Genomic DNA, 26,375 nt, shown 5'->3' with positions numbered 1-26,375 from the left:
CGATTGAAGTGTGAGAAAGAACGCAACAACCGAACGCATCCATCACGATATGGGGTGACCGAGCACAGTAGGTGTTCCCGCTCTTCCCGGGCCGACCAAGCCCGCACCTTGAGCGGAACACCCGAATCCGACCGGAAAGATCCACGACGGTGAACAAGCATGCGCATGGAGCAGGAACAGGCGCGCCGGGAATTCGCACGAGCCTCCGTCGCTCGGCTGGCGACCGTGAGCGAGCAAGCACAGCCCCATCTGGTTCCGGTCACCTTCGTGGTGACCGGTGATCTGATCACCACGGCCGTGGATCACAAGCCCAAGCGAACCACGGAACTGAAAAGGCTGCGCAACATCACCGAAAACGCACGGGTCACGCTCCTCGTCGACCATTACGAGGAAGACTGGTCACGACTGTGGTGGGTGCGCGCGGACGGCGCTGCGAGCCTCGCCGATGCCACGGATCATCCGGACCTGGTGGATGCCCTGGCCACCAAGTACGGGCAGTACCAGCAACAGCGGCCCGCGCAGACGCTGATCGTCATCCGGGTGCACCGCTGGACCGGCTGGGCGGCTTCCTGATGCCTGACCGGTACCTGACCGGCCATTAGAGTGCTCAGGCGTGATGAAAGATCCGTATCATGCGCGCATGCCGACAGCCGAGTTGTCGCGGCTCGCGGAGGCGCTGACGGTGGTGGATCGGCATGCCGAGCTCAATCACCGGTACCGCAAACTCATCCACGACTCCCGCACGCTCCTCGCGAACGAGGACGTGCGGCTCACCCAGGCACGGGGCATGGCCAAGAAGCTGATGGTGCTGGTCCGAGCCGCGGGGACGGACTTCCGCGAGACCCTCGCCCCCCGGAATCGCGAGGTGCTCGACGCAGGCCTGGCGCAAGCCGACGAACTCGTCTACGGCGACGGCCCCCGCCCCGAGTAGGGATTTCTTTCAGCGACGGTGTTTGCCCATCCGGCAGGGATGGGCAACCGGCGATGGCACTACCGCTGAGGAGCGGGATGGGTGGCGACCCACCAACTCATGGCGTATTCGACCAGGGCGATCAGCGACTGTTTCGTGGACTCCGGGTCGCGGGCGTCACACGGCACGATCGGCACGTTCGGACCGACCGCGACGGCCTCGCGTACCTCCTCGACCTGATGCCGCAGTGATCCGTCGAAGCAGTTCACCCCGATCACATACGGCACGCCACGATCCTCGAAGAAATCCACGGCGGAAAAGCAGTCCGCGAGCCGACGAGTGTCCACGAGAACGACCGCGCCGATCGCACCACGCACCAGGTCGTCCCACATGAACCAGAAACGCTGCTGGCCCGGTGTCCCGAACAGGTACAGAATCAGGTCCGAGTCCAGCGATAACCTCCCGAAGTCCATGGCGACCGTCGTCGAGGTCTTGCCGGGAGTCGCGGCGAGGTCGTCAACGCCCTCGCTGGCCTCCGTCATCACCGCTTCCGTGGTCAACGGCACGATTTCGGAAACGGAGCCGACATAGGTCGTTTTCCCCACTCCGAACCCGCCCGCGACCACGATTTTGGCCGAACTGGTGCTCGGCTGCCCGCTTTCCTGCGGCGCCCTATAGCCGGCGGAGTCCACTCAATACCCTTTCCATCAACATCAGATGTGGTGCACTGCCACTGTCGGTCACGGTCTGATGGACGTGGATCAGTCCTTGCCCGGCCATATCGGCCAACAGAACCTTGACCACGCCGAACGGAACGCCGAGCAATGCGCCGACCTCCGCAGCAGAGCGGGGGTGCTGACACAATTCCGCGACGGACTGATGCTCGTGCCGCAGCGGCATTCCCGGTTGGTAGTGCTCACTGGTGGAGACCAGAGTTTCCAACTCCAGCTCCACATTCGACTTCGTGCGACCGCCGGTCCAGGCATACGGCCGGATACTGGCTGCCGGAGTGTTGTCCTCTTCCGACTCGGAAGGATAGCCGCTCCAGGGTGCATCGGCACCACCCTGTTCACCGGAATGATCCGGTCGTGCCGGGCCGGCGGATCTCCGCTCACCGTGGTCGCTGCGGCCGCGCTTGCTTCCGAAGGTGAATCCGTTGAACACGTCGGCGAACGTCGCGTCGCCGCCCTCGTTCTCCCGCCCGCGCCCGTACGGCGGTTGCTCACCTCTCGGCTGGCGCTCGTAATAGCCAGGCCCTTCACTCATCACGGCCTCACACCAGTTGCTCTGTCGCAGAACGACTCGAGCCCTGCAGCTGTGAACGCAGTTCAGGGGTGAGGATGCGTCCCACGCGCTGCACGAGCATGGCCATCTCGTAGGCGATCAGCCCCATGTCGCACTGCGGTGAGGCGAGCACGGTCAAGCACGAACCGTCGCTGATGGCCATCTGCAGCATCAGGCCCCGGTCCATCTCGACGATGGTCTCCTTGATCCCGCCCGCTTCGAAGCACCGGGCTGCCCCCTGAGTCAGGCTCAGCAAGCCCGAAGCGACGGCGGCGAGCTGATCGGCCCGGTCCTTCGGCAACTTGTCCGAGGAAACGAGCAACAACCCGTCGGCCGAGACGACAATGGCGTGGGCCACCCCGGCGACTCGCTCGGTGAAGTCGGTGACCAACCATGCGAACTGGTCGGACTTTGCCTGCTGCGACGTCATGCAGCCTCCTTTGCTGATCTCACACGACCAAGAGGTCCGGCTCGGAATGGGCAAGGCGCGTTGCCAACGCATAGTGCGGTCACCGAGACACGGCCGGTCGCCGGGGCAATCGGCCCCAACAAGTGATCCACTTCAGCAACCACAGTCAAAATCCGCAAGAGACGGCTCCTACTCGTCCGCGCTGTGCCTGCCCCGGCGAACACCCTGCTGGAAACTGGACAGCCGACCACGCAGCTCATCCGGCGCGGATTGGCCACGAACGTCGGAGCCACCTTGATCGCTCGAAGCCGACGGAGCACTTCCGGGGGCGAGCTGTGCACGCGGTGTCCTGCGCGGCAGACCTGCGGAAGTGAACTCCGATGGTTCATGGTTCGCGGCGGCCTCGGCCGCGCTCTGGGCGCGATCCGTCGCGAAGTTCCACGCGGACTCGTCGCCGTCGGGGGTCCCCGCCCGGGAAACCTGCCTCCGGGGGAGTCCGCTGCCGGAAGCGATCTCGTTCCCGGGCGTCCCGGTACCGGACGCTGCTCCTCGTTGCAGGGCGGAACCGGGCTCGGCGCGGTGCTCCGCTGGTGGCTGCATCCCCGGTTCGCCCTGGCGTGCACCGCGCTGGAAGCTGGACAGCCGACCACGCAGTTCCTCCGGGTCCTGCCGGGTACGACCCGCTTCCTCGGCAATGCCGTTGCCCCCTGTCCGGGTCTCGGAGCGAGTGTTCGCCTCGGTTTTTCCTACCGTGGTGGCCCCGGACGCGAGCTGGTTTCGCGGTGTCCTGCGCGGCAGGCCGGAAGAGGTGTAACTCGCGGGTTCGGGATGGGCAATGGCATCGGCCTGTTGCTGAGCCTGGTCGGTTTCGAAGTTCCAGGCCGCGGCACCACTGCCGATTCCCGACCGCTGCCGCCGTCCCGTATCGCGCGGCGCTGGTTCCGGGGTCGCAGGCTCCGACTGCACGGAGTCCTCGCTGGAGGGCCAGTGGTGATCCTCGACTTGCTGCCGCTGCGCCTCGGCCTGGTAGTAGGCATCCTCCCGAGACGGCTGGAACCACTGTGTCGCCATTTCGGCGAAGCTCGGAGGCATCTCCTGCGTTTCCGGACCGAGGTCCTGCTCGTACGAGTGCCGCGGCTGCGGCAACTCGGTCGAGTCGAACTGCCCGATGGGCTGCTCGACCGCAGGAGCGGACCATTCCTCGGCATCACCCTGCTTCGGCGGCGGCTCGAACAGACCGCGCACGGGTTCCTCCTGCACAGGTTCCACCGGTACAGGTTCCACCGGCGCGGAGTCCGTGAACATCGATTCCGCAAACGTCTGCTCCGCAGGCGCATGCTCCGCGGGTGCGGGTTCGGACGGCCAGGAATGCGACGACACCGCATCGGGACCGAACGGGGGCTGAGCCTCACCGGCGAACTCCCCACCGGGCTTGCGCTGGGGCAGTCCCCCTTCGAGGACCTGCCTACGGGCCGATCCGTTGTTGCGCGAGCTCGTCGTGTCGTGCTGTACCGCACCGTTGCGACGTGGCTCGCGCGGTGACCGGTCCGGGAGCGGTTGGCCGGAATTCTGCTCGAACAGCGACTGCCCGGATACCGCTGACGGAGAATCCGCCGGTGGAGGATCGGAGATATGCGGAGCCGACCCCCGAGGGGGCGGCTGTGGGGCGGACGGTTGAGATCCCGGGGGCTGGAGTCCCGACTGAGACGGCGAGGGATCCGACGTCGGTAGCTTGGTATTGGTCCCCGAGGAGATCACCAACTCCGCCGGGACCAGCACGCTGGCACGGACACCGTCGAAGTCCTCACCGCCGTGCATCCGGACCGTGATCCCGTGTCGGGATGCCAACTTGTTGACCACCAGCATCCCCAGGCGGCGGGAGGTCGACATGTCCGGCTCCTCCGAGGAAGCCAGCAGCGCGTTGGCCTCGGCCAGTTCCCGATCGTCCATGCCGATACCGTGGTCCAGCACGTCGATGGTGATCGAGCCGTCACCTGCCTGGTAACTGGACACGGTCACCGATGTGCTCGGAGCCGAGAAGTTCGCGGCATTGTCGAACAGCTCGGCCATCAACCGCACGAGATCACTGCCCGCGTAGCCGACCAGCCGAGCCGGCGGCGGAGACTGCACGACCACCCGCGGGTAGTGCTCGATCTCCGAGACCGCGGCGCGCAGCACGTCGGCCACCGGCGCGGGCTGGTTGAAGCGGCGAGCGAGGTCGTTGCCCGACAGCACCATCAGGTTCTCGTTGTTGCGCCGCATTCGGGTGGCCAGGTGGTCCAGCCGGAACAACGTGGCGAGCTGGTCGGGATCGTCCTCGTCCTGCTCCAGCTGCTCGAACAGCCGCAACTGCCGTTCGAGCAGGCTCTGGCTCCGCCGGGAGACGTTGATGAACGAGTCGCTGTAGCCGCGCCGCAGGCTCGCCTGCTCGGCCGCGAGGTACAGCGCCTGCCGGTTCACCTCGTCGAAGGCTCGCGCGACCTGTCCGATCTCCTCCGTCGTCGACACCGGAACCTCGGTAACCGAGTTCTCGGTCTGCTCGCCCTGCCGGACCCGGGACACCGCCTCGGGGAGTTGGTACTGGGCCGCGTCGAGCGCACTGCGGCGCAGCGTGGCCAGCGAACCGAGCAGGTTTCTGGAAATGGCGTAGATGATCACCACCGCGAGCATCAGAGCCGCGGACAGGAGCACCGTGATGAAGCCCGCCCGGTCACTGGCGTCCTCGTAGAGTCCGGAGGCGACCTGCTGCAGATGCTGGGACAGGCCCGTACGGACCTGGGTCGTCCGCGAAGTGAGCGCTCGGGACTGCGCGTTCCACTCCGACACCGTCAGCGTGATGTCCTCGGTATCGCCGGACGAGGCGAGTTGCAGGATGTTGTCCAGGGACTGCTCACGGGGGGCGGCCGCAGGAACCTCCACCGTACGCTGGTAATTCCGCTGCTGCTGAGGGTCGGCGGCCGCCCGGAATTCGGCGAGCCGGGAAGTCAGTCGAGCACGTGAGTCGTTGACCGCATCCAGCAGGGCCGGACTGAAATTGTCCTGCGCCAGCGCGGTGCCGATCAAGGCCTGCTGGATCCGGATCTCATCCTCGGCGGTGGAGAGTTCGTGCAGCGCATTGACCGGGCCGTACACTTCCGGATCGCCGAGATCACTGATCACCGAGCGTTCCAGCCCCAGCAGTGCCCCGACCATGTCGCTGTAGGCCTGCACTGCGGCGACCGGACCGATCGAGCGGGTGAACACCTGCTTGCGCAGCTTCTTCAGCTGACCGAGTTGCTTTTGCAACTCCCCGAACTGGCTCGCAGCCGTGGGACTGAACTCGCCGACCGTCTCGAGCACTTCGGGTGCGTGCGAGACGGCCTTGGTGACGGCAGCGGCCTTGGCCCGCAGAGCCTTGAGATCACCGGAGCCGGACAGAAACGCCGCCGCGAGTGTGCGTTCCTCCTGCAGGCCGGTGAGCAGTGGCTGAATGCGGTCGCGTGCACTGAGCATGCTGCCGATTTCCTCGTAGCTTTCCGCGCGCTGCACCTGATCCCGGATCTGGAAAACACCGAGTGTCAGCGCGAAGACCACGGGCACCAGCACCACCGCGGCCAGCTTGACCGGGATCCTCCAGTTGCGCCACTGCGCGATCGCACCTCGCCGGGACGTGCGGCGCCCCGATTCCGAAGCCGTGGCTCGTTCCGTCCCTGTCACGAGGTCTCCCGAAACCCGAGCTGTCGTGCGTCGTGCTCTGTCACGGTGCAGTCCCTTCCGAGCGAACAAATCGTAGGAGAACAGCGCTTGGGCACTCTGTCACGGCGATGACCAGTCCGGATTACCGGTCCGACAGGTCCGGTTTGCCGGGAGATGATTCCGCCGCCGGGCGTTCATTATTTTCGGCGCGGCCCGGATCTCGCAATACTCTGTGTTGCCGGTGCCGCGCACCAGCGGGCTCGCTTCACCGGTCATTTCCCACGCGTGTCGCGATCCCCGTGGGCCGAACCTGAGTATAGGTGCTTGCGCCCGGTAATCGATCGCGGGGCCGTGCCGCAGAAAGAAACGGTCGAGCGTCGATCACCGCGCGCCAAAGAGATCGGCACGGAAAGTGACGATCCCCCGCACACGGTCGTGACGAGCCCTTCGAGCAAAATGGAAAACGCCGAACCGGCGGACTCTAGTCGATTCGGACAGCCCTGAAAACCGGGCTGCATGTCGAGTTCGAAATGACTTGTGGTACCGAACGGTAATGGCCTCTGACCTGCGGGAGCACTCTGACGGACATATCCGGCGAGAACGCCGACACCGCCGGGGCCCGCACCATGAAACACAACCGATCCGAACCGACTGCCGGATCCCCGTACCACGGGTCCGATTGTCTCCTAGTATGGTTTTCGCCGATGCGGCTGTCTCGCAGTTTGCGGATCATCTCGGCACCGGTTCGGCATACAACCGTTGCGATCCGTTCACTCTCGAAGTGAATCGAGTTCACCCGCATAGTTCGCGGACTCCTGTCCTGAACTTCCTGGAAGGATGCATGACCAACGCAACGCCGCCCCCCTTGCGCGCGCGATCCGCGGAGCGGACCGGAAACGCACCGGCGTCCTTCGGTGGAATCGACAAGAGCGCAGCCCGCCGGGGAACCACCGGTCCCGATTTCGTCGCCATCCGGCAGTCCGAGGAATTCGTCCGGCTCCGCCGCCGGGTCAAATGGTTCGTGTTCCCGATGACCGCGCTGTTTCTGGCTTGGTACCTCGGTTACGTTTTCCTCGCCGCCTACGCGCACGACTTCATGGCCGAACCCGTGTTCGGCAAGGTCAACGTCGGACTACTGCTGGGTGTCCTCCAGTTCGTGACCACCGTGATCATCACCACGCTTTACGTCCGGTTCGCCGGCCGCCGGATCGACCCGACGGTGGACGAGATCCGGCAGAACGTGGAGGACGCACAGCAATGAACCTCGCGCAGACGGATCAGAGCACGACTCTGGCAGGCAGCAGCCCACTGATCAATACGGCCATCTTCGTCGGCCTGATCGTCGTGACCCTGCTCATCGTCTACTTCGCCAGCAGCCGAGCCACCTCGAGTGACTACTTCGCCGCGGGCAGCGCCTTCAGCGGCGCACAGAACGGCATCGCACTGTCCGGCGACTTCCTGTCCGCGGCATCGTTTCTCGGCATCGCGGGCGCGATCGCCGTGCACGGCTACGACGGCTTCCTGTACTCCATCGGATTCCTGGTGGCCTGGCTGGTGAATCTGCTGCTGGTCGCCGAACGACTCCGTAACACCGGGCGTTTCACGATGGGCGACGTGCTGAGCTTCCGGATGCGTCAGCGCCCGGTCCGTGCGGCTGCCGCCGTGTCCACCATCATGATCACGGTCTTCTACATGATCGCGCAGATGGCGGGCGCGGGTGCGCTGGTCGCGCTGTTGCTCGACGTCCACAGTGCCTGGGGCCAAGCGCTGGTGATCGCCGCCGTGGGCATCGTCATGGTCCTGTACGTGCTGGTCGGTGGCATGAAGGGCACCACGTGGGTGCAGATCGTCAAGGCCGCCATGCTGTTCGTGTCCGTCGGCCTGATCACCCTGTTCCTGATCGGCAAGTTCGGATTCAGCTTCAGTTCGCTACTGGAACAGGCCGCGGCCAACAATCCGCTCGGGTCGGCGATGTTCGCACCGGGCGCCCAGTACGGCGAGAACGCGCTGACCAAACTCGACTTCGTATCCCTGTCGCTGGCACTGGTCCTCGGTGTCGCCGGACTCCCGCACGTGCTGATGCGCTTCTACACGGTGCCCAGTTCCCGTGAGGCTCGCCGCTCGGTGGTGTGGGCGACCTGGCTGATGAGCCTGTTCTACTTGTGCACACTGGTCATCGGTTACGGCGCGGCCGCCCTGGTCGGCAGTGAGGCGATCCTCAACGCGCCCGGCGGGGAGAACTCGGCCGCACCGTTGCTTGCCTACGAGATCGGCGGCACGTTCCTGCTCGGCGTCGTGGCGGCTGTGGCATTCGCCACGATCCTCGCCGTTGTGGCGGGTCTCACGCTGACTGCCTCCGCCTCATTCGCCCACGATCTCTACGCGAACGTGCTCAAGCAGGACAACACCGATCCGGGGGCCGAGGTCCGCGTGGCCCGTCAGACGGCACTGGTGCTCGGTGGCGTCTCGATCCTCGGTGGCATCCTCGCCAGCGGGCAGAACATCGCCTTCCTCGTGGGCCTGGCCTTCGCGTTCGCGGCCTCGGCGAATCTGTCCACATTGGTGTATACGATGTTCTGGCGGAGGTTCAACACCACGGGCACGCTGTGGGGCATGTACAGCGGCCTGGGTTCCTGCCTGGTCCTGGTTCTGTTCTCGCCCGTGGTCTCCGGTGAATCGGATTCGATGCTGCCCTGGGTGGATTTCGCACTGTTCCCGCTGAGCAACCCCGGCATCGTTTCCATCCCGCTGTCGTTCCTGTGCGGCTTCATCGGCACGTTCTTCGAGCGGGAGCCCGTGGACGAGGAGCGGCAGGCGGAGATGGAGGTCCGCTCGCTCACCGGCATCGGAGCACGTACGGGCTGACCCCGGCCGCGGAACCACACACGGCACCACCATGCCCGCTTCCCGAGCCGAGCGGCCCGGGAAGCGGGCATGGTCATATCGGGACACGCACAGCACAGGCGGAGAGGCCGCAGCAGCGCAACCGGTCGAGCCTGTGCGAACGGCGATCAGCAGGAGGAGTCACCGGGCTTCGGCACGGCAAGGCCGAACAGCGGCCGGGCCTTGAGACCCGCGTACGTCCCGGCGATCGCCACGATCGCCCACAGCCAGCCATGCAGGCTGAACGAGGCGATGCCACCGAAATACGCGCCGATGTTGCAGCCGTATGCGATGCGCGCGCCGTAGCCCATCAGGATCCCGCCGACGATCGCACCGAGCATGATCTTCGGCGGCACCCTGCGGTGCAGGACGAAGGAGCCGCCCGCGGCAGCCGCTACGAGAGCGCCGAGGATGATGCCGAGATCCATCACCGAGGTCGCATGGGCGAGGACGGGATTCGCCAGCGTCTCGGCATTGCCCGGGGTGGACCAGTACGGCCAGCTCGACACATCCACGCCGAGTCCCTGGGCGGCCTTGGACCCCCACAGTGCGAATGCCGAGGTGATTCCCCACGGACTGCCCTTGAAGACCAGGGTGAGTGCGTTCAACCCGGCGAGCGCGATGGCACCCACCCACAGCGGCCAGGAGCCGCGCACGATCCGGGCGAAGCCCTGCACGGCCGGTGGACGGCCGACTTCCGGAGGTTGCCTACGTCGGGCGACGATGCGAGTGACGGCCGCGATCAGCCCCAGCACCGCCAGCGAGACGGCAAGCGCACCGCCGTATCCCAGCGGTGTCCGCGCGAGCGAGATCGCCGGTCCGCTCGGCATCGTGGAAGTCCAGAAGGCGAAGTTCCACGCCCCCAGCACGGAACCCACGATGAACCCGACGAGGGTGAACACGATCGCGGTCTGCCCACCACCGACGTTGTACAGCGTGCCGGAAGCGCACGAGCCACCGATCTGCATACCCAGGCCGAACAGGAAGGCACCGACCACCACACTCACGCCCAGCGGTGAAACATAGCCCTCGGGGTCGACTCCCACACCGACACCGGCAGCCAGCAGCGGAGCGAACAGAGCACAAGCGACCGCGAGCATGAGCATGTGCGCACGCAAGGCGCGTCCCTGCCCCACGGCCACGAGCTGCCGCCACGCCGAGGTGAACCCGAACCGGGCGTGAAAGAGCACGATGCCGAATGCCAACCCGATCGCGTACAGCACGGCCATCCGCCAGCCCCCGACGACAGCGGTGGACCCACCCAGCGCGACAGCGAGGACGGCACCTACGGCCAGCGGCACGCGTCGTGCCTGCGGAGGGCGTTCAGGGGCGGCGGAAGCCCCGGAAGCCCCGGTCTTCCCGGGTTCCCCGGCACCCGAGTGCCGGGCGTTCTCGAGCACGGACACGACAAAACCTCCACGTCGAACGGATTCCGAAGCGTTCCTGAGCATTCCTGTTGCGGGCAGGGTCGCGTCAGAAGCCGTCGTCGACGTGATGGAGCGCGTGCGCGAGCAGGCACGTGCAGTACGTCAGCCGCTGGAGAGGTACGTGTCGCATCATCGCCTCGGCCAACACGCAGGCAGTCGGTTTTTCTTCCGCGGTCCGACAGTGGCGTTGCGCAGACCACACATAACCGGATCCTGGGCCGCCTGCGCGGGAAAGTCCGGTCACCTGCCTGCTGCGGGTTTCCCCTCGGTGGCCGTGCCTGCGCGGTGGATGTCGACCACACCGGGGAGTGGTGTGGTTCTTTCGAAGTCGTCCGCCATCGCGTCGACTCCGTGCTGGGGATGTGCCAGCTCGACGAAGGACTGCCGTTCCGCGTGCTTCCGGGCGACGTCGAGCCCCATTGCTTGATCACGATCGGTCTTGAGCGACTCGTGGCACTCACCGTCGCGGTTGAACGACCACATGAGCTTCGGATCGCCCAACGGCAGGGCGGCACCGGGACCGCCGTCGTGGCGGCCGGTGTGCCAGGTGTGCCAGGTCTTGCCGTAGCTGTTCATCAGCTGCTTGAAAAACGCCTTTTCTGCGACGTCGGGCAAACCCGGGGCGACAAGCTGGCCGGACAGGATCTCGTAGTTGTGCGGATGCCAGTAGCCCCTTTCGTCACCGGGCAAGGAATCGAACAGGGACTCCGAGATGATGTATTCGATTCCGATCAGGTTCGCTTCGCGGGTGTTGCCGTCGAACAGGACGCACTGCAGCAGGTCGTCGTTGACCACGCGACAGTAATGATGGGCCTCCATCTGGTTGTCGGGCTCACCTTTCACACAGTGAAACCCGACCACGTAGACATCGAAGTCTTTCAGCGGGGCGGCTGTCTGCAGTAGCTCCGCCCCTGTTTCCAGGCTCGCCAGCCAAGCACCCTTACCCTGCCCCGCAGGCCGGATGGGGACATGCCGCTCGGTGATCGTCGGATTGGCCGCCATCGCAACCTCCCCCTGCGCCGTCGTGTGCATCTCCCCGGTTGCCTTCCCCGGAACGGCAACGGGTAATCGCGATGACCGCCGTCTGTGGCCATACCTGGTCGATGGACTTTTCAGGAGCGCATGCGCACAGGCTGATCAGTCCGGAAGTCGCGTTTCCCGGTTACTCTTCCTGCTCTTCGAGCTGCCGGGGTGGTGGATGCAGGGCTGTGGCGGTGCTGGTGATGGTGGTCAGGGCGGTCGTGACCACGGGGTGGCCGTGGCTGCCGAGGCGGGTGGCGGCGAGGATGCGGCGGACGGGCGCGGGGTCGCCGTGCAGGGGGATGCGTGCCACGGGCCAGTCTTCGTGTAGCCGGGCGAGTCGGGGCACGAGGATGATGCCGAAGTTGTGGGCGACCAGGGCGGTGCCGGTGTCCCACTCGTCGGCGTAGTGGGCGATGTTGGGGGTGAATCCGGCAGCCATGCAGGCGATGAGTACCAGCTCGTGGTAAGTGCTGCCGGGACGGCCCAGGATCCATGGCTCGTCGGCGGCGTCGGCGAGGGTGACCGTGGAGCGGGTGGTCAGCGGGTGGTCGCTGGGGACAACGAGGTCGAGGGGATCGTCCAGCAGGGGATGCTGGTCGAAGCGGGTGTCCGAGGTGGGTGGGGTGTCGGCGGTGGCGATCAGTAGTGCGAGATCGGCGTCGCCGGCCAGCAGCAGGTCGAAGCAGCGGGCGGGTTCGGCTTCGATGACTCGCACGGTCAGCTGGGGATAGCGGTCCCGCAGAGTTGCCGCAGCCGGGGGTAGTAGGTGCGTGGCGGCGGTGGAGAAGCCGCACAGCGTGAAGGAGCCACCGGGTTCGTCCGCGGCGGCGGCCAGTTCGGCGTGTGCGCGTTCGGCTTGGGCCTGCAGCATGTCGGCATGGCGGAGCACGGTGGCCGCTGCAGCGGTCAGCCGGATGCCGCGGCCGGACTGGGTCACCAGCTCGACGCCGAGTTCGGCGGCCAGTTGGCGCAACTGGTGCGAGACCGCGGAGGGCGTGTAGTGCAGTGCCGCTGCGGCGGCGGTCACCGTGCCGTGGTGGGCCACCATCTGCAGCACGCGCAGCTTCGGATCGATCATGTAATCATTTTGCACGGTTTCGTGTATGAACGTTTGCTTCTCTTCAGCGGTCGTGGGCGACACGCTGGAAGCGTGTTGCTGAAGGGGAGCTTTGACGATGGTTGTGCCGGTGTATCCCACAACCGGAACGTGCGCCGGAGGAGTGGTTACACACGCGAGGTGCGCACGGCGGTATATCTGCTGGTGGTGCTCACGGTCGGGGCGTACCTGCCCAGTCCGCTGTACCCGGGCTATCAGCACGCTTTCGGGTTCAGCGACCTGACGATGACACTGATCTATGCGACATTCGCGTTGGTCAGCGCGCCCGCACTGCTGCTGTTCGGACCGGCCTCGGATGCGTTCGGCCCCAGAACGGTGCTGCGGACCAGTGTGGTGGTGGCCGCGCTCGCCTCGGGCTGCTTCGCGCTCGCGGCCGGTCCGGCATGGTTGCTGGCCGGCCGCGCCGCGCAGGGGCTGGCGCTGGGTGCGGCCACCGGAGCAGCGACCGCGTTGATCACGAAGCATGCTTCCGCAAAGGACCGAGGTCGGGCGTCGGTGCTGGCCAGCATGGCATTCGTGGCCGGCACCGCCGCAGGTCCGATCGCTGCGGGCGTGCTGGCGCAGTACGCGCCGGCACCGCAGGTGCTGCCGTACTTGGTGCATCTGGTCTTGCTGGCGGTCGGGTGGCACCGCGTGTCCGCCCTGCCCGCCCCCGCCTCGCGCGTGCGCCGCTGGCGGCCCACGCGACCGCACATACCGGTCGGCATGCGACTGCTGTTTGCCACCGCCGCGGCGACCGGGTTTCTCGCCTGGACCGCAGCCGGCCTGTTTCTGGCGTTCATCCCATCAGTGCTCAGCCGAGCAGCCCAGATCAACAACCTGGCGATCACCGGCGGCATCGTCGGCGCCGTACTGGCCTGTTCCGTACTGTCCCAACCGCTGGTGGCCCGCTGCGGCGCGTGCTTTGCGCAGCTCGCCGGTCTCGGTGCCCTCCTGCTCAGCCTCGGCGCCCTGGCGCTCACCGGTGGCGGCTCGGTGCCTGTCACCGTGATCGCGGCCGTGACAGCCGGGACCGGGCACGGACTGGCCTACGGCGGGGCTACTGCTGCCATCGATGCGGCCGCACCGGCGGACAAACGCGCGGCGATCAGCTCCGCGCTGTATGTCGCGTTCTACCTCGGTGCCGGAGGTCCGGCGGTGGCAGTCGGTTTCCTGACTCTCCAGTATCCCCTTACCATGGCGACCTCTTGGCTCAGCGCCGCCGCAGCCGCACTCGTGCCGCTTATCGGCGCCGCAATCCTGCTCGCCAACCGCGCGCCACAGCCGCCACATGCCTACCCCCACTTGGCGCAGAACCACAGCGTCCAGCAACCCACGGCAACCCGGACCGAAAGAATGCAGGAATGACGACGATGACCGCGGCTGTCCTGAGGGGCCACGGTGGGCCCGACATGCTCGACGTGCGCACCGACTGGCCGGTACCGGTCGCTGGTGCCGGCGAGGTACTGGTACGGGTTACCGCCGCGGCGATGAACAACACCGACATCTGGACTCGGGAAGGCGCATACGGACTGCCCGGCGACCCCGACGCACTGGCGGGTTGGCGTGGGAGCATCTCGTTTCCCCGGACGCAGGGCGGTGACATCGCGGGTGTGGTCGCCGAAGTCGGAACCGGAGTGCCTGCGGAGCTGGTGAACCGTCGCGTACTCGTCGATCCTGCTCTCTACGCACACGATGGAGACGACGCGCCCCCAGCCGGACTGCTCGGCAGCGAGGCCGACGGTGGCTTCGCCGGATACATCGCGGTGGATTCCGACCGGGTTCACGACATGACCGACTCCCCGCTGTCGGACCAGGAGCTGGCCTGCCTGCCGATTGCCTACGGCACGGCGATGGGCATGCTCGAACGTGCCGGGATCGAGTCCGGGGAGACCGTGCTCGTGACCGGTGCCTCCGGTGGGGTGGGATTGGCGCTGGTTCAGCTCGCGAGTGCCCGCGGCGCCACCGTGGTGGCCCTCACCAGCGGGAGCAAGCAGGAAGCGGTACGAACGGCCGGAGCCACCTCGGCCCTCTCACGCGACGCCGATGACCTCACCGACGAGGTGACTGCAGCGGCCGGCGGACACCTCGACGCGGTCGCCGATGTCGCCGGCGGCCCATTGGTGGAGAAGCTCGTACCACTGCTGCGCGACAACGGGCGCTGGGTCATCGCGGGTGCAGTCGCCGGCCCGGTCGTCAACTTCGATCTTCGCCGCCTGTACCTGCACAACCTGCGGCTGATCGGCTCCTCGATGCACACCCGGGCACACTTCCGCCGGCTCGCCCACATCGCCGCGAGCGGCACCGTCAGGCCACGCGTAGCCGCACAGTACTCATTGACCGACATACACCGTGCCCAGCAGGCCTTCCGCGAGCATCAACACGTCGGCAAGATCGTCCTCACCGTCTAGCCCCCACCAGGCCGGATCTCTCGATCCCAGCAGGAAGCACACGGCAGGGAGCCCATCCGTACACCCGGAGTCATGACGACCAGCTGACGTGGCCCGAGCCTGCGCTCCCGCACCGAGATGGTGCGAGAAATTCGCACCGTACGGTCGCTACACGCCATGACACGCCGAGGGTCGGTGTACATACCGACAAGGTCGGTCACCTCATCGCGTTCGTGCCCGAGGTGACCGACTCTCCACTAGCCAAACGCCCTATGCCCTCCGGCACGCATGTGTCTCCAGGTGGCTGAACGCCGGAGTCGAACCGATGCGAGTCGCCGGGTGATTCCGGGCTACACCGAGTAAAGCCGGACCGCACGAAACCGGCCCCCTGCCCTGTCGGTGCAGGTCAGGGGGCCGTATTCCCTCGTGTGCCGGGTAGAGGATTCGAACCTCTGAAGCTTGCGCGGCTGATTTACAGTCAGCTCCCTTTGGCCGCTCGGGCAACCCGGCGAAGCATGCCAGCACCGCTGGCTGACAGGGAAAATCATACATACCGGCGTCCACGCCATCGACAAGGGGGTGACCCGGTAGCGTGTCGGCAGGACTGCATGAATGTGCCCAGGAGGTGGAGCAGATGGCAGACCCTTCTTTCGACGTGGTGAGCAAGGTCGACCGCCAGGAGGTCGACAACGCACTCAACCAGGCGGCCAAGGAACTGGCGAACCGGTTCGACTTCCGCGGCACCGGAACCAGGATCAGCTGGGCGGGCGAGGAGTCCGTGACGCTGGAGTCCGAAACCGAGGAGCGCTGCAAAGCAGCCATCGACGTCTTCAAGGAAAAGCTGATCAAGCGTGGTGTCTCGCTGAAGGCTCTCGACATCGGCGAGCCGACCAGTTCCGGTCAGGCGTACAAGGTCACCGGCACCCTCAAGCAGGGTATCGCCCAGGACACCGCGAAGAAGATCTCCAAGAAGATCCGTGACGACGGCCCCAAGGGTGTCCAGGCACAAGTCCAGGGCGATCAGCTTCGCGTGTCCGCCAAGAAGAAGGACGACCTGCAGGCGGTCATCGAGATGCTCAAGCACGGGGACTTCGACGTCGCGCTGCAGTTCGAGAACTACCGCTGAGTGTCGATTCGAGGAGAATCCGAGTGAAGGGGATCGTACTGGCCGGGGGCAGCGGCACCAGGCTGCATCCCCTCACACAGGTCGTTTCCAAGCAACTGCTGCCCGTCTACGACAAACCGCTGGTGTACTACCCGCTGTCGGTGCTGATGCTGGCGGGAATCCGCGACATCCTGCTGATCTCCACCCCGGACGATCTACCCCTGTTTCGCAGACTGCTCGGTGACGGCGCACAGTTCGGGCTGCGCATCGAGTATGCCGAGCAACCGCAGCCGGACGGACTCGCCCAGGCTTTCGTGATCGGTGCGGATTTCATCGGTGACGACCCGGTGGCTCTGGTCCTCGGCGACAACATCTTCTACGGGCAGGGTCTGTCCCGGCTCGTGCAGGAGAACACGGTCGGCCTCGAGGGCTGCATGCTGTTCGGTTACTCGGTGCGTGACCCGCAGCGCTACGGCGTCGGCGAGACCGGCACCGACGGGAAGTTGATCTCCATCGAGGAAAAGCCCACACACCCCCGGTCCGACAAAGCCATCACCGGCCTGTACTTCTACGACAACGACGTGGTCGATATCGCCAGAAACCTGCGGCCGTCCTCCCGGGGCGAACTCGAGATCACCGATGTCAACCTGGAGTACCTGCGGAGCGGGCGGGCTCACCTGACCGAGCTCGGCCGTGGCTTCGCCTGGCTGGACACCGGGACCCACGACTCCCTGCTCGAAGCGGCCCAGTTCGTGCAGGTCCTCGAACACCGCCAGGGTGTCCGAATCGCCTGCCTGGAAGAGATTGCCCTACGCATGGGCTACATCTCGGCCGAGGATTGCTATGCCCTGGGAGCCGAGCTCGCCAAGTCCGGCTACGGTGACTACGTCATGTCCGTCGCCCGGGCAGCCGGCGCGGACGGGTGAGCGCGACTTCGCGTGGATATAAAATTGCAGTTTCGCGCGAAACTGCAAAAATCCGGCCGGGTGCGGGCATCAGGCGGGGGGAAGCCGGTGTCCTGCCATCCCCTCCAACCGCTCGACGCGCTCGGAGATCGGTGGATGCGTGGAGAACAGACGCGCCATGCGTTCTCCCGGTCGGAACGGGTTGGCGATCATCAGATGCGATTCCGAGACCAGTCTCGGCTCCGGCGCCAGGGGCACCTGCCGGGTGCCACGCTCCAGCTTGCGCAGTGCCGAAGCCAAGGCGAGCGGGTCCCCGGTGAGCCCGGCCCCGGACGCATCGGCCTGGTACTCGCGGGACCGGCTCACGGCCATCTGCACGACCCCGGCGGCCACCGGACCCAGCAATGCCACCAGCAGTAGTGCCAACGGGTTGGGCCGGTCCTCGCCCTCGCCCCCGACCATCCCGAACAGCAACCCGAAGTTGGCCAGGAAGGTCACGGCGCTGGCCAGTGCTCCGGCCACGCTGGAGATCAGGATGTCGCGGTTGTAGACATGGGACAGCTCGTGGCCGAGGACAGCGCGCAACTCACGCTCGTCGAGCAGCCCGAGAATGCCACTCGTGCAGCACACTGCGGCGTTGCGCGGGTTGCGGCCGGTGGCGAACGCGTTCGGCGCGTTCGTGGGACTCACGTACAACGTGGGCATCGGCTGCCTGGCCGAGGTCGCCAGCTCGCGGACGATGCGATACATCACAGGCTGCTCGGGCTCGGTGACCGGCCTGGCCCGCATCGACCGTAGTGCCAGATCGGCGGAGTTGAAGTAGGCATAGCCGTTCATCACCAGCGCGGCGATCAGTGCGACGACCAGGCCGACCCGGCCGAACAACGACCCGATCAGCAGCACCAGTGCGCTCATTCCCCCCAGCAGGAGCGCCGTTTTCACACCGTTGACGTGACTGTGCACCGTGCTTACGCCTCCGCTGAGAAGCTTTCCACCTGTTCATGTCGTGGACTACTCGCCCCGGAGAACGTGTGAGCACGACCCCGAGTTCCCCGCCCCCGTGTCAATGGGAGGCCAGTCACTCGGTCCGCGCCGTGATCACCGGTCCACCGGGGCACGACTAAACTCCCTGCACGTAACTACGTCTCTGCGATTTTGCTCGCATGGGGGCGGGTGAACAGAAAGGAGTCACATGGTCCTGTCCAAGCTGCGTCGACGTGGTTCGTCCAGCGAGGGCGCTGCCCGTAAACCGCGACGGCAGAGTGCGGGGGCGGATCTCCCACCGACTCCCCTCGACGGCGGCGTCGTGAGCTGCCAGGTGCACGACGAACGCGGCAGCCCGCTCCCGGAAGCTACCGTAACCGTGGTCGACCGGCTCAACCAACGGGTCGGACAGGGAAAAACCGATTCGTACGGTTTCTACCTCGCCACTGTGCCACCGGGCGTGCACAAGGTTTCCATCACCGCAGGCGGTTACCTCCGCGCAGGCACGAAGGCCGACGTACGCACCAACCGGCACACCTCCATCGGACACGTGCAGCTCGAACGTGACGCAGCGATGACACTGCCGGAACCGGGTATCTGGCGGTTCGATCCGGACCACACCGAAGCCCGGTTCATCGCCCAGCACATCGGCATGTCGAAGATCCACGGAGCGTTCCGCGCTCTGGAGGGCCACATCCGGGTGGAATCACCCTTCGAGCAGTCGCACATCGAGGTGGCCATCGACGCGGCCAGCATCGACACCGGTGTGAAGATGCGTGACGACCATCTGCGTTCGGCCGATTTCCTCGACGTGGAAAACCATCCGAAGTTGTACTTCACCAGCGACCGGCTCTCACCGCTGCGGGGTGACCGGTGGATGGTGAACGGATCATTGACGATCCGGGGCACGACCAGCCCCGTGCAGCTCAACACGAGCTACCTCGGACAGCGTTCCTGGAACGGCACGCGAGCCGCGTGCCTGTGCGAGACCGAACTCCGGCGGGAGGACTACGCCGTGAACTGGCAACAGATCCTGAACAAGGGGATCGCCGTCGTCGGTTCCACCATACAACTCCAACTCGACGTACAAGCCGTCCTGGACGAGTGACCACGACGCGGCTGCCGCCGGTTCCCCGCGAACCGGCGGCAGCCGCTCAATCGCGGAGTTCCATGGTGCAGCACTTGGGCCCGCCGCCGGACTTGCGCAGTTCCGAGATGTCCAACAGCAGCGGCGCGTAACCACGCTCGCTGAGCTGTTCGGCCAGGTCGGTCGCCTCCATCGGCAGGACCACGTTCTTGCCATCGGAAACCGCGTTGAGTCCGAGGCACTCGGCATCTGCGGCGCTGCCGATCACGGCGCTGGGAAACAGTCGCTGCAGCACCTTGAGCGATCCCGGCGAGAACGCCTCCGGATAATAAGCGACCTGCGGGTGCGGTCCGTGCTGCAATACGAACAGTGCCGTATCCAGATGGTAGAAGCGGGGATCGGTCAACCGTAGCGAGACCACCGGCACTCCCAGGGCCTCCTGCGCCTCGGCGTGTGCCTCCGGGTCGGTGCGGAAACCACAACCTGCCAGGAGGAGCTCGCCGGTCCAGGCGAAATCTCCCTCGGCCTCGTTCGTCCGCGACGGCATGACCAACTCGCGGTAGCCCCGCATGCTGAACCAGCGGCGAAAGTGTTCGGCCTCGGCAGCGCGTTCGGGAGCCCGGAAGCGAGCCCCCAGTACCCGGCCGTCGATGACGGTGCCGGAGTTCGCCGAGAACACCATGTCCGGAAGTCCGGGCTGTGGATCGATCACCTCGACCGTGTGCCCGAGTCGTTCGTAGGTGCGTTTCAACTCCTGCCACTGGGCCATCGCGAGCTCGGTGTCCACCGGCGTGTTCGGATCCATCCACGGATTGATCGAGTATTCGACCGTGAAGTGCTGCGGAGGACACATCAGGTAATGGCGGTGCATCGGCGTTCGCGAAGGCGCCTCGTTACGCGCACGGAGTTCGACAGCAAGAGCAGCAGGAACCGGCATGATTCGAAATCTAATCACTGTGCTGATGGCGACTCAATAACCCTGTGTTGCGCTTGATGCGGCAGAATATTGCGCATGGACTCCTTGGATCAGCGAATCGTTTCGCAACTTGTGACCGATGCGCGCGCCAGTTACGCCGAGATCGGCAATGTGGTCGGACTGTCCGCGCCGGCCGTGAAGCGACGCGTCGACAAGTTACTGGACCTGGGCATCCTGCGAGGATTCACTGCCGTGGTCGATCCCGAGGCACTGGGCTGGGGAACGGAAGCCTTCGTCGAGGTGCACTGCCACGGCAATGTCCCCACACAGCGAATCCGGAGCGGACTGGAACCCCTGCCGGAAGTTGTGGGTGCCTACACCGTCTCGGGGCCGGCGGACGCGATCGTGCACCTGCGTGCCGCCGACATCCATCACCTGGAAACCGCGCTGGAACGGCTGCGCGGTGTGGAGTTCATCAACCGCACGGTGTCGACCGTGGTGCTCTCCCGCCTGCTGGACCGGCCGCCGCAGGCTTGACCGGGCGAGCTCGGTAACAGTAAGCCGTGCGCAATGCGCGCTGTGTTATTCCGACCGTCGTCATCCCGGTCGTCGCTATCCTGACCGTCGTCATCCCGGTCGTCGCTATCCTGACCGTCGTCATCCCGGCCGTCCTGTCCGAAAGAGGATGCCGTGGGCGTTCACGACGACGATTCGGACTCGCTGTTGTCCGAGTCGGATTCGACTTCTGCGCCCGGCGCTGCTTCCGTCCCGGTTTCCCGTGGCGCAGCGGGGGGCTGTGCGGACCGCTCCGGTCGGAACTTGGGCGCGGCCACTCCATTCCGGGGCGGGGTTCCCGGCTTGGAAGTCGTACCCGGAATCCGGCGCGGCAACGACTCCCGAGACTCCGGCGCGCCGGTCGCCGCATCGCCGGAAGTCTGCGGTTTCTCCGCTCCCACCGGAGGAACATACGGGGTGTCCCGCCTGCCCTGCTCGATACCGGGTGACACCAGAGGGTCGAACAACGAGCGCAACTGCCCGGAAAGTTCGGGGTCATCGGCCTCGGAATCCGAATTCCGATCGGCTCCGGCCCCGCCCGTGCGTCCGTGCTCGGCAATCGCGGGGACTTCGACAGTCCCCGGGGAATCGGGATCGTCCTGCGCACCGGGCCAGTCCCCCGGGGCCACGACGTCGGTCGTGGGTGCCCGCGTGTCGGGACTCGACGATGGCTGGATGAACTCGGTATCCGGCGACTCCTGCTCCTCGGCAGGTGCATTCGGTGTCTGCGTCTGCCGGACGGCCTCGACCCACTCGTCCCAATGCAGCACGGGGTCACCGGCGAAGTGCCCCTGCCGTTCCTCCGGGTACGTGTGCCCACCTCGTTGCCGCGCTCTCGGCTGCGCGCCGTGTCCGTGCTCTCGCCGCGATTCGCCGTCGTCGACGGCCACGCCGACCGCGGCGATCTCCGTGGTGGTCTCGGCAGCGTCCTCCCGGAGCAACCAGTCCGCATCCCGGGACTGCTCCGGGTGCTCCTTGCTGCCGTGTTCCGCATGCAACAGGTCCCAGGCCGTGTATTCCTGTTCGCCCGCTCTCATCGGCGATTCGTCGTCCTCGCCGTAGTCGCGGTACGGTGCTACGGTCCCGGATTCCATGTCGGCGATTCGGGCACGTGCGGTGCCGAGCTTCCGTTGCAGTGGCAGGACGAAGAGCAGCCAGGTCAGCAGCGATCCCAGGGCGAATGCGGCCAGGCTCCACAACCACACCTGCGTAAACAGCCATGTCACCGGCGAGATCCTCCCTGGATGTCAGCGGGCCGTGACATGCCCCCGTGGGGGCTCAATGCGTGCGCGCAACGACATAGTCCACCAGTGCGGATACGGCATTGCGTGCCGGGCAGTCCGGCAGGAATTCCAGCTGCGAGCGAGCACCATCGGCATACTCGTCGAGTTTCTTGCGGGCACGCAACAGGCCATCGGACTCCCGCAGCCGTCGCAACGCCTCCTCGACCTCGTCGGTACCGCTCAGCGGTCCCGACAGCAGTTCCCGCAGTCGCGGATCGACATTCTCCCCGGCCAGTGCGTACAACATCGGCAATGTCGGCACGCCCTCGCGCAGGTCGGCGCCGGGAAGCTTCCCCGACTCGGCCGACGGTGAGGCGATATCGATGATGTCGTCGGAAATCTGGAAGGCAGTGCCGAGGAACTGTCCGATCCGGTCCAGCGCCTGTACCCGGCTTTCCTCGACACCGGCGAACGACGCACCGAACTGGCCCGAGGTGGCGATCAGCGAACCGGTCTTCTCGGAGATCACCGCCAGGTAGTGCTCGATGACGTCCTCGCCCTCCTCGGCACCGACGGTTTCCCGCATCTGCCCGGTGACCAGGGATTCGAAGGTCCGGGCCATGGTCCGTACAGCTTCGGAGCCCAGATCGGCCACCAAGCGGGATGCCTGAGCGAACAGGAAATCACCGGCGAGAATGGCCACCGAGTTGTCCCACCGGGCGTTCGCGCTGCTCGCCCCACGGCGCATGGTGGCCTCATCCATCACGTCATCGTGATAGAGCGTGGCCAGGTGCACCAGTTCGACGATCGCTGCGGATTTGATCACTTCCTCGGCATCCGGATCGCCGAAGTGAGCCGCCAGCAACGTGAACAACGGCCGGAATCGTTTGCCCCCGGCATCGACCAGGTGCAGCGAAGCCCGAGTGGCGAAGTCGAAGTCACTGCGCACCCAATCGTGCAGCAACCCCTCCACTCGAGCCATACCGCCACGGACCGACTCAGCAAGTGCCGGGTCGGCGATGTCAAGGCCACCGGGGAGGTCATGCGGTTCCCCCGGTACACCGCTGGTCGGATCACCAACTGGGCTGCTCACGTCACCGTCGCCTTACTTTGCCATCGATGGCCACTCCGGCAGGCACTCTACGACACGAAGCCGCCCACGCTCGCCCAGTCCAGCGCCACCGTGGGTAGCACGCCCAACAGCAGCGTCACGACCACACCGAGTGTGATCGCCGCCGTTGTGAACGCACCGGGCACGCTGACCGTCGGACCGTCCGGGGCCGGTTCGTTGAAGTGCATCAGCACGATGACACGAAGATAGAAGAAGGCCGCAACCGCACTGGCCACCAGGGCTATGACCACCAGCGGCGCCATCCCGTCGGCCAGCGCCGCCGAGAAAACCACGAATTTGCCCATAAAACCGCTCGTCATGGGGATACCGGCCAGTGCGAGCAACAGGAACGTGAACACCCAGGCAACCAACGGTGATCGCTTGGCGAGACCGGCCCAGTCCGAAAGGTGAGTAGCCTCACCCTCGGAAGTACGCACCAAGCTGATGATTCCGAAGATCGAGATCGTGGTGAATCCGTAAGCCAGCAGGTAGAACAGGGTCCCGGACAGCCCCGCCTCGGTCAGGGTGATCGAGCCGACCATGAGAAACCCGGCGTGGGCGATCGACGAGTAGGCGACCATGCGCTTGATGTCGGTCTGGGTGAGGCCGAGCACCACGCCGATGACCATCGAGACGACCGCCACGGTCCACAGCACCCAGTGCCACTCCCAACTGGATGCCTCGAAGGCCACGTGCAGTACGCGCAGGATCGCGCCGAAAGCAGCCACCTTCGTACAAGCGGCCATGAAACCCGTCACCGCGGTCGGCGCGCCATGGTAGACGTCCGGGGTCCAGGTGTGGAAAGGACCGACCGAACCCTTGAACAACAGCCCCACCACCAGCAGGCCCAAGCCTGCGAACAGCAGCGTGTCCGACCGGGCACTGCCTGCCGTGGCATCGGCGATCGCGGACAGTTGCACCGACCCGGCATAGCCGTACAGCAACGCCAGGCCGTAGAGGAAGAACGCGGAAGCGAACGCACCCAGCAGGAAGTACTTGACCGCTGCCTCCTGGGACAGCAGACGACGACGCTTGGCCAGGCCGCACATCAGGTACAGCGGGAGACTCAGCACCTCCAGTGCGATGAACATCGTCAGTAGATCATTGGCCGCGCAGAACACCATCATCCCGCCGAGCGAGAACAGGCCCAGCGGGAAAACCTCGGTACGCATCCCGACCGCATCCGCCGTGGCTCGGCTCGCCACCGCTGCGGGGGCGGCGGTACTCGTAGCCGTACCGCCACTCGGGGGACCGCTCGTGCCGCCACTCGGAAAGTCGGTGGTCGTTTCCTGCGGTGGCGCGGCGTTCGACTCGGCCACGAAGGCGCCACCCGGTTCCACGGTGCGATCGGCGATGAGCAGGATCGACGCCAGCCCCAGCGTGAGCAGCGTTCCCCACAGGAACAGCGTCGGTGCGTCGATTGCGATCGTGTCCGCCAGCGTGGTCAGTCCCATCGGGCCGCCCCGCGCGTAGACGATCAGCCAGACACCGGCGGCAACCAGTGCGAGCAGGCTCAACCCCACCTGTGTGAACCATCTCCGGTGGTGCGGTAGGAAGGCCTCGACCAGCACCGCCAGGCACGCCGCGCCGAGCACGATCAACACGGGCGCGATGGCCGAGTAGTTGATCGGCGGCGGTTCGACGGGCTGCTGCGCGAGAATCACCGCACCGGTTTGCGTCATGACGCCCACTGTCAGTTACCTCCCTGAGAGGTCACAGGATCGGTGACACCGATCTCGCTCATGGTTGCTTCGACCGACGGGGTGATGACGTCGAGCATCGGTTCCGGGTAGAACCCCAGCGCGATCACCAGCACCGCCAGCGGAGCCAGTACCGCGATCTCCCGTGCATCGAGATCACCGATCCCCGCCCGGGACGCGCCTCCGGATGCCTTCGCCGATCCTCGGGCGAGCATGCCGGGATCGGTCGCCGCACCCGGCCCGCCCGCGGCGCCGACCAGGGCATTCCCGGACACCGGCCCCTGCATCACGCGCTGGTACAGCCGGAACACGTAGACAGCGGCCAGAACCATGCCGAGGGTGGCCAGCACCGTATACACGGGCCGGGTCACGAACGATCCGATCAGGACCAGGAACTCGCTGATGAACGAGTTCGTCCCCGGCAGCGACAACGTGCTCAGCCCCGCGAGCAGGAGCATTCCGGCCAACAGCGGCGTCACCTGCGCCATACCGCCGTAATCGGTGATCCGGGTGGAGCCACCGCGCACGATGATCATGCCGATCACCAGCACCAGCATCCCGGTGGCGATGCTGTGGTTGACCATGTACGAAGCCGCCCCGACCTGCGCCTGCGTGGTGAAGGCGAAGATACCCAGTGCGATGAACCCGAAGTGCGCGATCGAGACGTAGGCGATGAGCCGCTTGAGGTCGGTCTGTCCGAATGCCTGTAGCGAGCCGTAGAGCACACCGATGACGGCGAGGGTCAACACGAGCGGCGCGAGCACCCGGGAGGCGTCGGGGGTCAGCGGGAGGCTGTAGCGCAGGAATCCGAAGGTGCCGACCTTATCCAGCACGCCCACCACGATCACCGCCACGCCGATGGGTGCCTGCTCCGCCGCGTCCGGCAACCACGTGTGCAGCGGCACCAGCGGTGCCTTGATCGCGAAGGCGAGGAAAAAGCCCAGGAAGATCCAGATCTGCACGTTGATCGGCGCGTCACCGAGCACCCGCGTCAGCGTCGCCCAGTCGAAGGTGCCTCGTCCCGTGGCCTGTGCCGCGTAGGCATAAGCACCGATGGCCGAGGCCAACATGATCAGGCCACCGAGGAACGAGTACAGGAAGAACTTCACTGCGGCGTACTGCCGCTGCTGCCCGCCGTAGCCGCCGATGAGGAAGTACATCGGGATGAGCATGAGCTCGAACAGCACGTAGAACACGAACACGTCGGTCGTGGCGAACACCGCGACCGTCAACGCCTGCTGCACCAGCAACAGCGAGAAGAACCCGCCGTGGGTGCGGCCGTCGGGAATCCGCTCCCGCCAACTGAAGCCCAGCACCAGGGGCGTCAGCAGCGCGATGATGGCCACCATCGCCAGTGCGATCCCGTCCACACCGAAGGACAGCCGGATACCGAAGGCCGGAATCCACTCGACCGAACTCGTCAGCTGCAGTCGCGGCCCCGCCGGGTCGTAGGCGAACCACGCGGCTGCCGCGATCACGAGTTCCGCCAGCGAGAACGCCAGTGCGGTGAGCTTGGCGGCCTGCTCGTTACCGCGAAGCAGCGCCACCACCACGGCACCGACCAGCGGCAGCAGGATCAAGGTGAGGAGCAGGGTCATCGAATCTCCTCTTGGGGGTCACTCGGTCGGGTGGGTTTCTGCAGTTTCGCGCGAAACTGCATTTCTGTGATTTCGCGCGAAACTGCACAACGCG

At 66.0% G+C, this 26,375-nt stretch carries 23 protein-coding genes and 1 tRNA gene; 10 read left to right on the top strand and 14 right to left on the bottom strand.

All coding sequences use genetic code 11. The annotated features are described in order from the left end of the window. Nucleotides 1-159 precede the first annotated feature (159 nt). Entirely contained in the window at nt 160-573 is a 414-nt protein-coding gene (locus JOF55_RS13000) for a TIGR03668 family PPOX class F420-dependent oxidoreductase (RefSeq protein WP_310273952.1), read from the top strand. A 67-nt stretch (nt 574-640) separates the two neighbouring features. Beyond that, nucleotides 641-931, top strand: a complete 291-nt coding sequence (locus JOF55_RS12995) for a hypothetical protein (RefSeq protein ID WP_310273951.1) — start codon at nt 641-643, stop codon at nt 929-931. Nucleotides 932-990: 59 nt separating this feature from the next. On the opposite strand, the gene JOF55_RS12990 is transcribed toward JOF55_RS12995, so the two are convergent. The 4 genes from JOF55_RS12990 to JOF55_RS12975 all read right to left on the bottom strand — a co-directional run bounded on the left by JOF55_RS12990 (nt 991) and on the right by JOF55_RS12975 (nt 6,299). Continuing rightward, nucleotides 991-1,602 (bottom strand): GTP-binding protein, encoded by a 612-nt coding sequence (locus JOF55_RS12990; RefSeq protein ID WP_310273950.1) that lies wholly within the window; start codon nt 1,600-1,602, stop codon nt 991-993. Then, entirely contained in the window at nt 1,583-2,176 is a 594-nt protein-coding gene (locus JOF55_RS12985) for a DUF742 domain-containing protein (RefSeq protein WP_310273948.1), read from the bottom strand. The genes JOF55_RS12990 and JOF55_RS12985 overlap by 20 nt, the downstream gene beginning before the upstream one ends. A gap of 7 nt (nt 2,177-2,183) precedes the next feature. Continuing rightward, complete coding sequence (locus JOF55_RS12980) at nt 2,184-2,624, bottom strand: roadblock/LC7 domain-containing protein (protein ID WP_310273946.1); 441 nt, start codon at nt 2,622-2,624, stop codon at nt 2,184-2,186. A gap of 168 nt (nt 2,625-2,792) precedes the next feature. Beyond that, the gene (locus tag JOF55_RS12975) at nt 2,793-6,299 is read right to left on the bottom strand and encodes a sensor histidine kinase (protein WP_310273944.1); all 3,507 of its coding nucleotides are present in this window, start codon (nt 6,297-6,299) and stop codon (nt 2,793-2,795) included. Between the two features lie 820 nt (nt 6,300-7,119). Here JOF55_RS12975 and JOF55_RS12970 point away from each other — a divergent pair. Both JOF55_RS12970 and JOF55_RS12965 read left to right on the top strand, forming a co-directional pair. Continuing rightward, nucleotides 7,120-7,539, top strand: coding sequence for a DUF485 domain-containing protein (locus tag JOF55_RS12970; protein ID WP_310273942.1), 420 nt, complete (start codon nt 7,120-7,122; stop codon nt 7,537-7,539). Further along, nucleotides 7,536-9,143, top strand: a complete 1,608-nt coding sequence (locus JOF55_RS12965) for a monocarboxylic acid transporter (RefSeq protein WP_310273940.1) — start codon at nt 7,536-7,538, stop codon at nt 9,141-9,143. Before JOF55_RS12970 ends, JOF55_RS12965 begins: the two co-directional genes overlap by 4 nt. A 146-nt stretch (nt 9,144-9,289) precedes the next feature. Here the strand turns inward: JOF55_RS12965 and JOF55_RS12960 are convergent, their stop codons facing one another. The 3 genes from JOF55_RS12960 to JOF55_RS12950 form a co-directional block, all read right to left on the bottom strand. Then, a complete protein-coding gene (locus JOF55_RS12960; protein ID WP_310273938.1) occupies nt 9,290-10,567 on the bottom strand; it encodes a YeeE/YedE family protein in 1,278 nt (425 codons plus the stop codon). Nucleotides 10,568-10,828: 261 nt separating this feature from the next. Continuing rightward, a complete protein-coding gene (locus tag JOF55_RS12955) occupies nt 10,829-11,590 on the bottom strand; it encodes an OBAP family protein (RefSeq protein ID WP_310273936.1) in 762 nt (253 codons plus the stop codon). A gap of 160 nt (nt 11,591-11,750) precedes the next feature. Then, nucleotides 11,751-12,689, bottom strand: coding sequence for a LysR family transcriptional regulator (locus JOF55_RS12950; RefSeq protein ID WP_310273933.1), 939 nt, complete (start codon nt 12,687-12,689; stop codon nt 11,751-11,753). A 159-nt stretch (nt 12,690-12,848) separates the two neighbouring features. On the opposite strand from JOF55_RS12950, the gene JOF55_RS12945 reads away from it, so the two are divergent. Beyond that, nucleotides 12,849-14,075, top strand: coding sequence for an MFS transporter (locus JOF55_RS12945; RefSeq protein ID WP_310273931.1), 1,227 nt, complete (start codon nt 12,849-12,851; stop codon nt 14,073-14,075). Between the two features lie 5 nt (nt 14,076-14,080). Next, the gene (locus JOF55_RS12940) at nt 14,081-15,118 is read left to right on the top strand and encodes a zinc-binding dehydrogenase (RefSeq protein ID WP_310273929.1); all 1,038 of its coding nucleotides are present in this window, start codon (nt 14,081-14,083) and stop codon (nt 15,116-15,118) included. Between the two features lie 408 nt (nt 15,119-15,526). Here the strand turns inward: JOF55_RS12940 and JOF55_RS12935 are convergent. Next, nucleotides 15,527-15,607, bottom strand: a tRNA-Tyr gene (locus tag JOF55_RS12935). A gap of 124 nt (nt 15,608-15,731) precedes the next feature. Between JOF55_RS12935 and JOF55_RS12930 the strand changes: the two genes are divergently transcribed. Both JOF55_RS12930 and rfbA read left to right on the top strand, forming a co-directional pair. Further along, nucleotides 15,732-16,223, top strand: a complete 492-nt coding sequence (locus JOF55_RS12930; RefSeq protein WP_310273927.1) for a YajQ family cyclic di-GMP-binding protein — start codon at nt 15,732-15,734, stop codon at nt 16,221-16,223. 23 nt (nt 16,224-16,246) lie between these two features. Continuing rightward, nucleotides 16,247-17,128: a glucose-1-phosphate thymidylyltransferase RfbA gene (gene rfbA, locus JOF55_RS12925; RefSeq protein ID WP_310273926.1), complete on the top strand. Its 882-nt coding sequence runs from the start codon at nt 16,247-16,249 to the stop codon at nt 17,126-17,128. 69 nt (nt 17,129-17,197) lie between these two features. Here the strand turns inward: rfbA and htpX are convergent, their stop codons facing one another. Beyond that, nucleotides 17,198-18,070 carry a zinc metalloprotease HtpX gene (htpX, locus tag JOF55_RS12920; RefSeq protein WP_310273924.1) on the bottom strand — a complete coding sequence of 291 codons (873 nt, stop codon included), beginning with the start codon at nt 18,068-18,070 and terminating at the stop codon, nt 17,198-17,200. Nucleotides 18,071-18,299: 229 nt separating this feature from the next. On the opposite strand from htpX, the gene JOF55_RS12915 reads away from it, so the two are divergent. Then, nucleotides 18,300-19,199, top strand: coding sequence for a YceI family protein (locus JOF55_RS12915; protein WP_310273922.1), 900 nt, complete (start codon nt 18,300-18,302; stop codon nt 19,197-19,199). 46 nt (nt 19,200-19,245) lie between these two features. Here JOF55_RS12915 and ddaH read toward each other — a convergent pair whose 3' ends face one another. Next, entirely contained in the window at nt 19,246-20,115 is an 870-nt protein-coding gene (gene ddaH, locus JOF55_RS12910) for a dimethylargininase (protein ID WP_310273921.1), read from the bottom strand. Nucleotides 20,116-20,190: 75 nt separating this feature from the next. On the opposite strand from ddaH, the gene JOF55_RS12905 reads away from it, so the two are divergent. Then, the gene (locus JOF55_RS12905) at nt 20,191-20,631 is read left to right on the top strand and encodes an Lrp/AsnC family transcriptional regulator (RefSeq protein ID WP_310273919.1); all 441 of its coding nucleotides are present in this window, start codon (nt 20,191-20,193) and stop codon (nt 20,629-20,631) included. A 161-nt stretch (nt 20,632-20,792) separates the two neighbouring features. Here the strand turns inward: JOF55_RS12905 and JOF55_RS12900 are convergent, their stop codons facing one another. From JOF55_RS12900 to JOF55_RS12885, 4 genes are read right to left on the bottom strand one after another with little or no spacing between them, the layout of a single operon-like run. Then, nucleotides 20,793-21,875 (bottom strand): hypothetical protein, encoded by a 1,083-nt coding sequence (locus JOF55_RS12900; RefSeq protein WP_310273917.1) that lies wholly within the window; start codon nt 21,873-21,875, stop codon nt 20,793-20,795. Between the two features lie 52 nt (nt 21,876-21,927). After that, entirely contained in the window at nt 21,928-22,965 is a 1,038-nt protein-coding gene (locus JOF55_RS12895; RefSeq protein WP_310273915.1) for a polyprenyl synthetase family protein, read from the bottom strand. Nucleotides 22,966-23,012: 47 nt separating this feature from the next. Next, nucleotides 23,013-24,665, bottom strand: a complete 1,653-nt coding sequence (nuoN, locus tag JOF55_RS12890; RefSeq protein ID WP_310273913.1) for an NADH-quinone oxidoreductase subunit NuoN — start codon at nt 24,663-24,665, stop codon at nt 23,013-23,015. Between the two features lie 11 nt (nt 24,666-24,676). Continuing rightward, entirely contained in the window at nt 24,677-26,281 is a 1,605-nt protein-coding gene (locus tag JOF55_RS12885; RefSeq protein ID WP_310273911.1) for a complex I subunit 4 family protein, read from the bottom strand. Nucleotides 26,282-26,375 lie beyond the last annotated feature (94 nt).

The organism is Haloactinomyces albus (assembly GCF_031458135.1).
In the GTDB taxonomy this organism is placed as follows: Bacteria; Actinomycetota; Actinomycetes; order Mycobacteriales; family Pseudonocardiaceae; genus Haloactinomyces; species Haloactinomyces albus.
This window is presented reverse-complemented; position numbering and strand designations above follow the sequence as displayed.

What these genes read in the sequence shown, in the direction of transcription:
- JOF55_RS13000 (WP_310273952.1), top strand. Translation starts at nt 160, where the DNA reads ATGCGCATGGAGCAGGAACAGGCGCGCCGGGAATTCGCACGAGCCTCC.
- JOF55_RS12995 (WP_310273951.1), top strand. Translation starts at nt 641, where the DNA reads ATGCCGACAGCCGAGTTGTCGCGGCTCGCGGAGGCGCTGACGGTGGTG.
- JOF55_RS12985 (WP_310273948.1), bottom strand. Translation starts at nt 2,176, where the DNA reads ATGAGTGAAGGGCCTGGCTATTACGAGCGCCAGCCGAGAGGTGAGCAA.
- JOF55_RS12980 (WP_310273946.1), bottom strand. Translation starts at nt 2,624, where the DNA reads ATGACGTCGCAGCAGGCAAAGTCCGACCAGTTCGCATGGTTGGTCACC.
- JOF55_RS12970 (WP_310273942.1), top strand. Translation starts at nt 7,120, where the DNA reads ATGACCAACGCAACGCCGCCCCCCTTGCGCGCGCGATCCGCGGAGCGG.
- JOF55_RS12965 (WP_310273940.1), top strand. Translation starts at nt 7,536, where the DNA reads ATGAACCTCGCGCAGACGGATCAGAGCACGACTCTGGCAGGCAGCAGC.
- JOF55_RS12955 (WP_310273936.1), bottom strand. Translation starts at nt 11,590, where the DNA reads ATGGCGGCCAATCCGACGATCACCGAGCGGCATGTCCCCATCCGGCCT.
- JOF55_RS12950 (WP_310273933.1), bottom strand. Translation starts at nt 12,689, where the DNA reads ATGATCGATCCGAAGCTGCGCGTGCTGCAGATGGTGGCCCACCACGGC.
- JOF55_RS12940 (WP_310273929.1), top strand. Translation starts at nt 14,081, where the DNA reads ATGACCGCGGCTGTCCTGAGGGGCCACGGTGGGCCCGACATGCTCGAC.
- JOF55_RS12930 (WP_310273927.1), top strand. Translation starts at nt 15,732, where the DNA reads ATGGCAGACCCTTCTTTCGACGTGGTGAGCAAGGTCGACCGCCAGGAG.
- JOF55_RS12915 (WP_310273922.1), top strand. Translation starts at nt 18,300, where the DNA reads ATGGTCCTGTCCAAGCTGCGTCGACGTGGTTCGTCCAGCGAGGGCGCT.
- ddaH (WP_310273921.1), bottom strand. Translation starts at nt 20,115, where the DNA reads ATGCCGGTTCCTGCTGCTCTTGCTGTCGAACTCCGTGCGCGTAACGAG.
- JOF55_RS12905 (WP_310273919.1), top strand. Translation starts at nt 20,191, where the DNA reads ATGGACTCCTTGGATCAGCGAATCGTTTCGCAACTTGTGACCGATGCG.
- nuoN (WP_310273913.1), bottom strand. Translation starts at nt 24,665, where the DNA reads ATGACGCAAACCGGTGCGGTGATTCTCGCGCAGCAGCCCGTCGAACCG.
- JOF55_RS12885 (WP_310273911.1), bottom strand. Translation starts at nt 26,281, where the DNA reads ATGACCCTGCTCCTCACCTTGATCCTGCTGCCGCTGGTCGGTGCCGTG.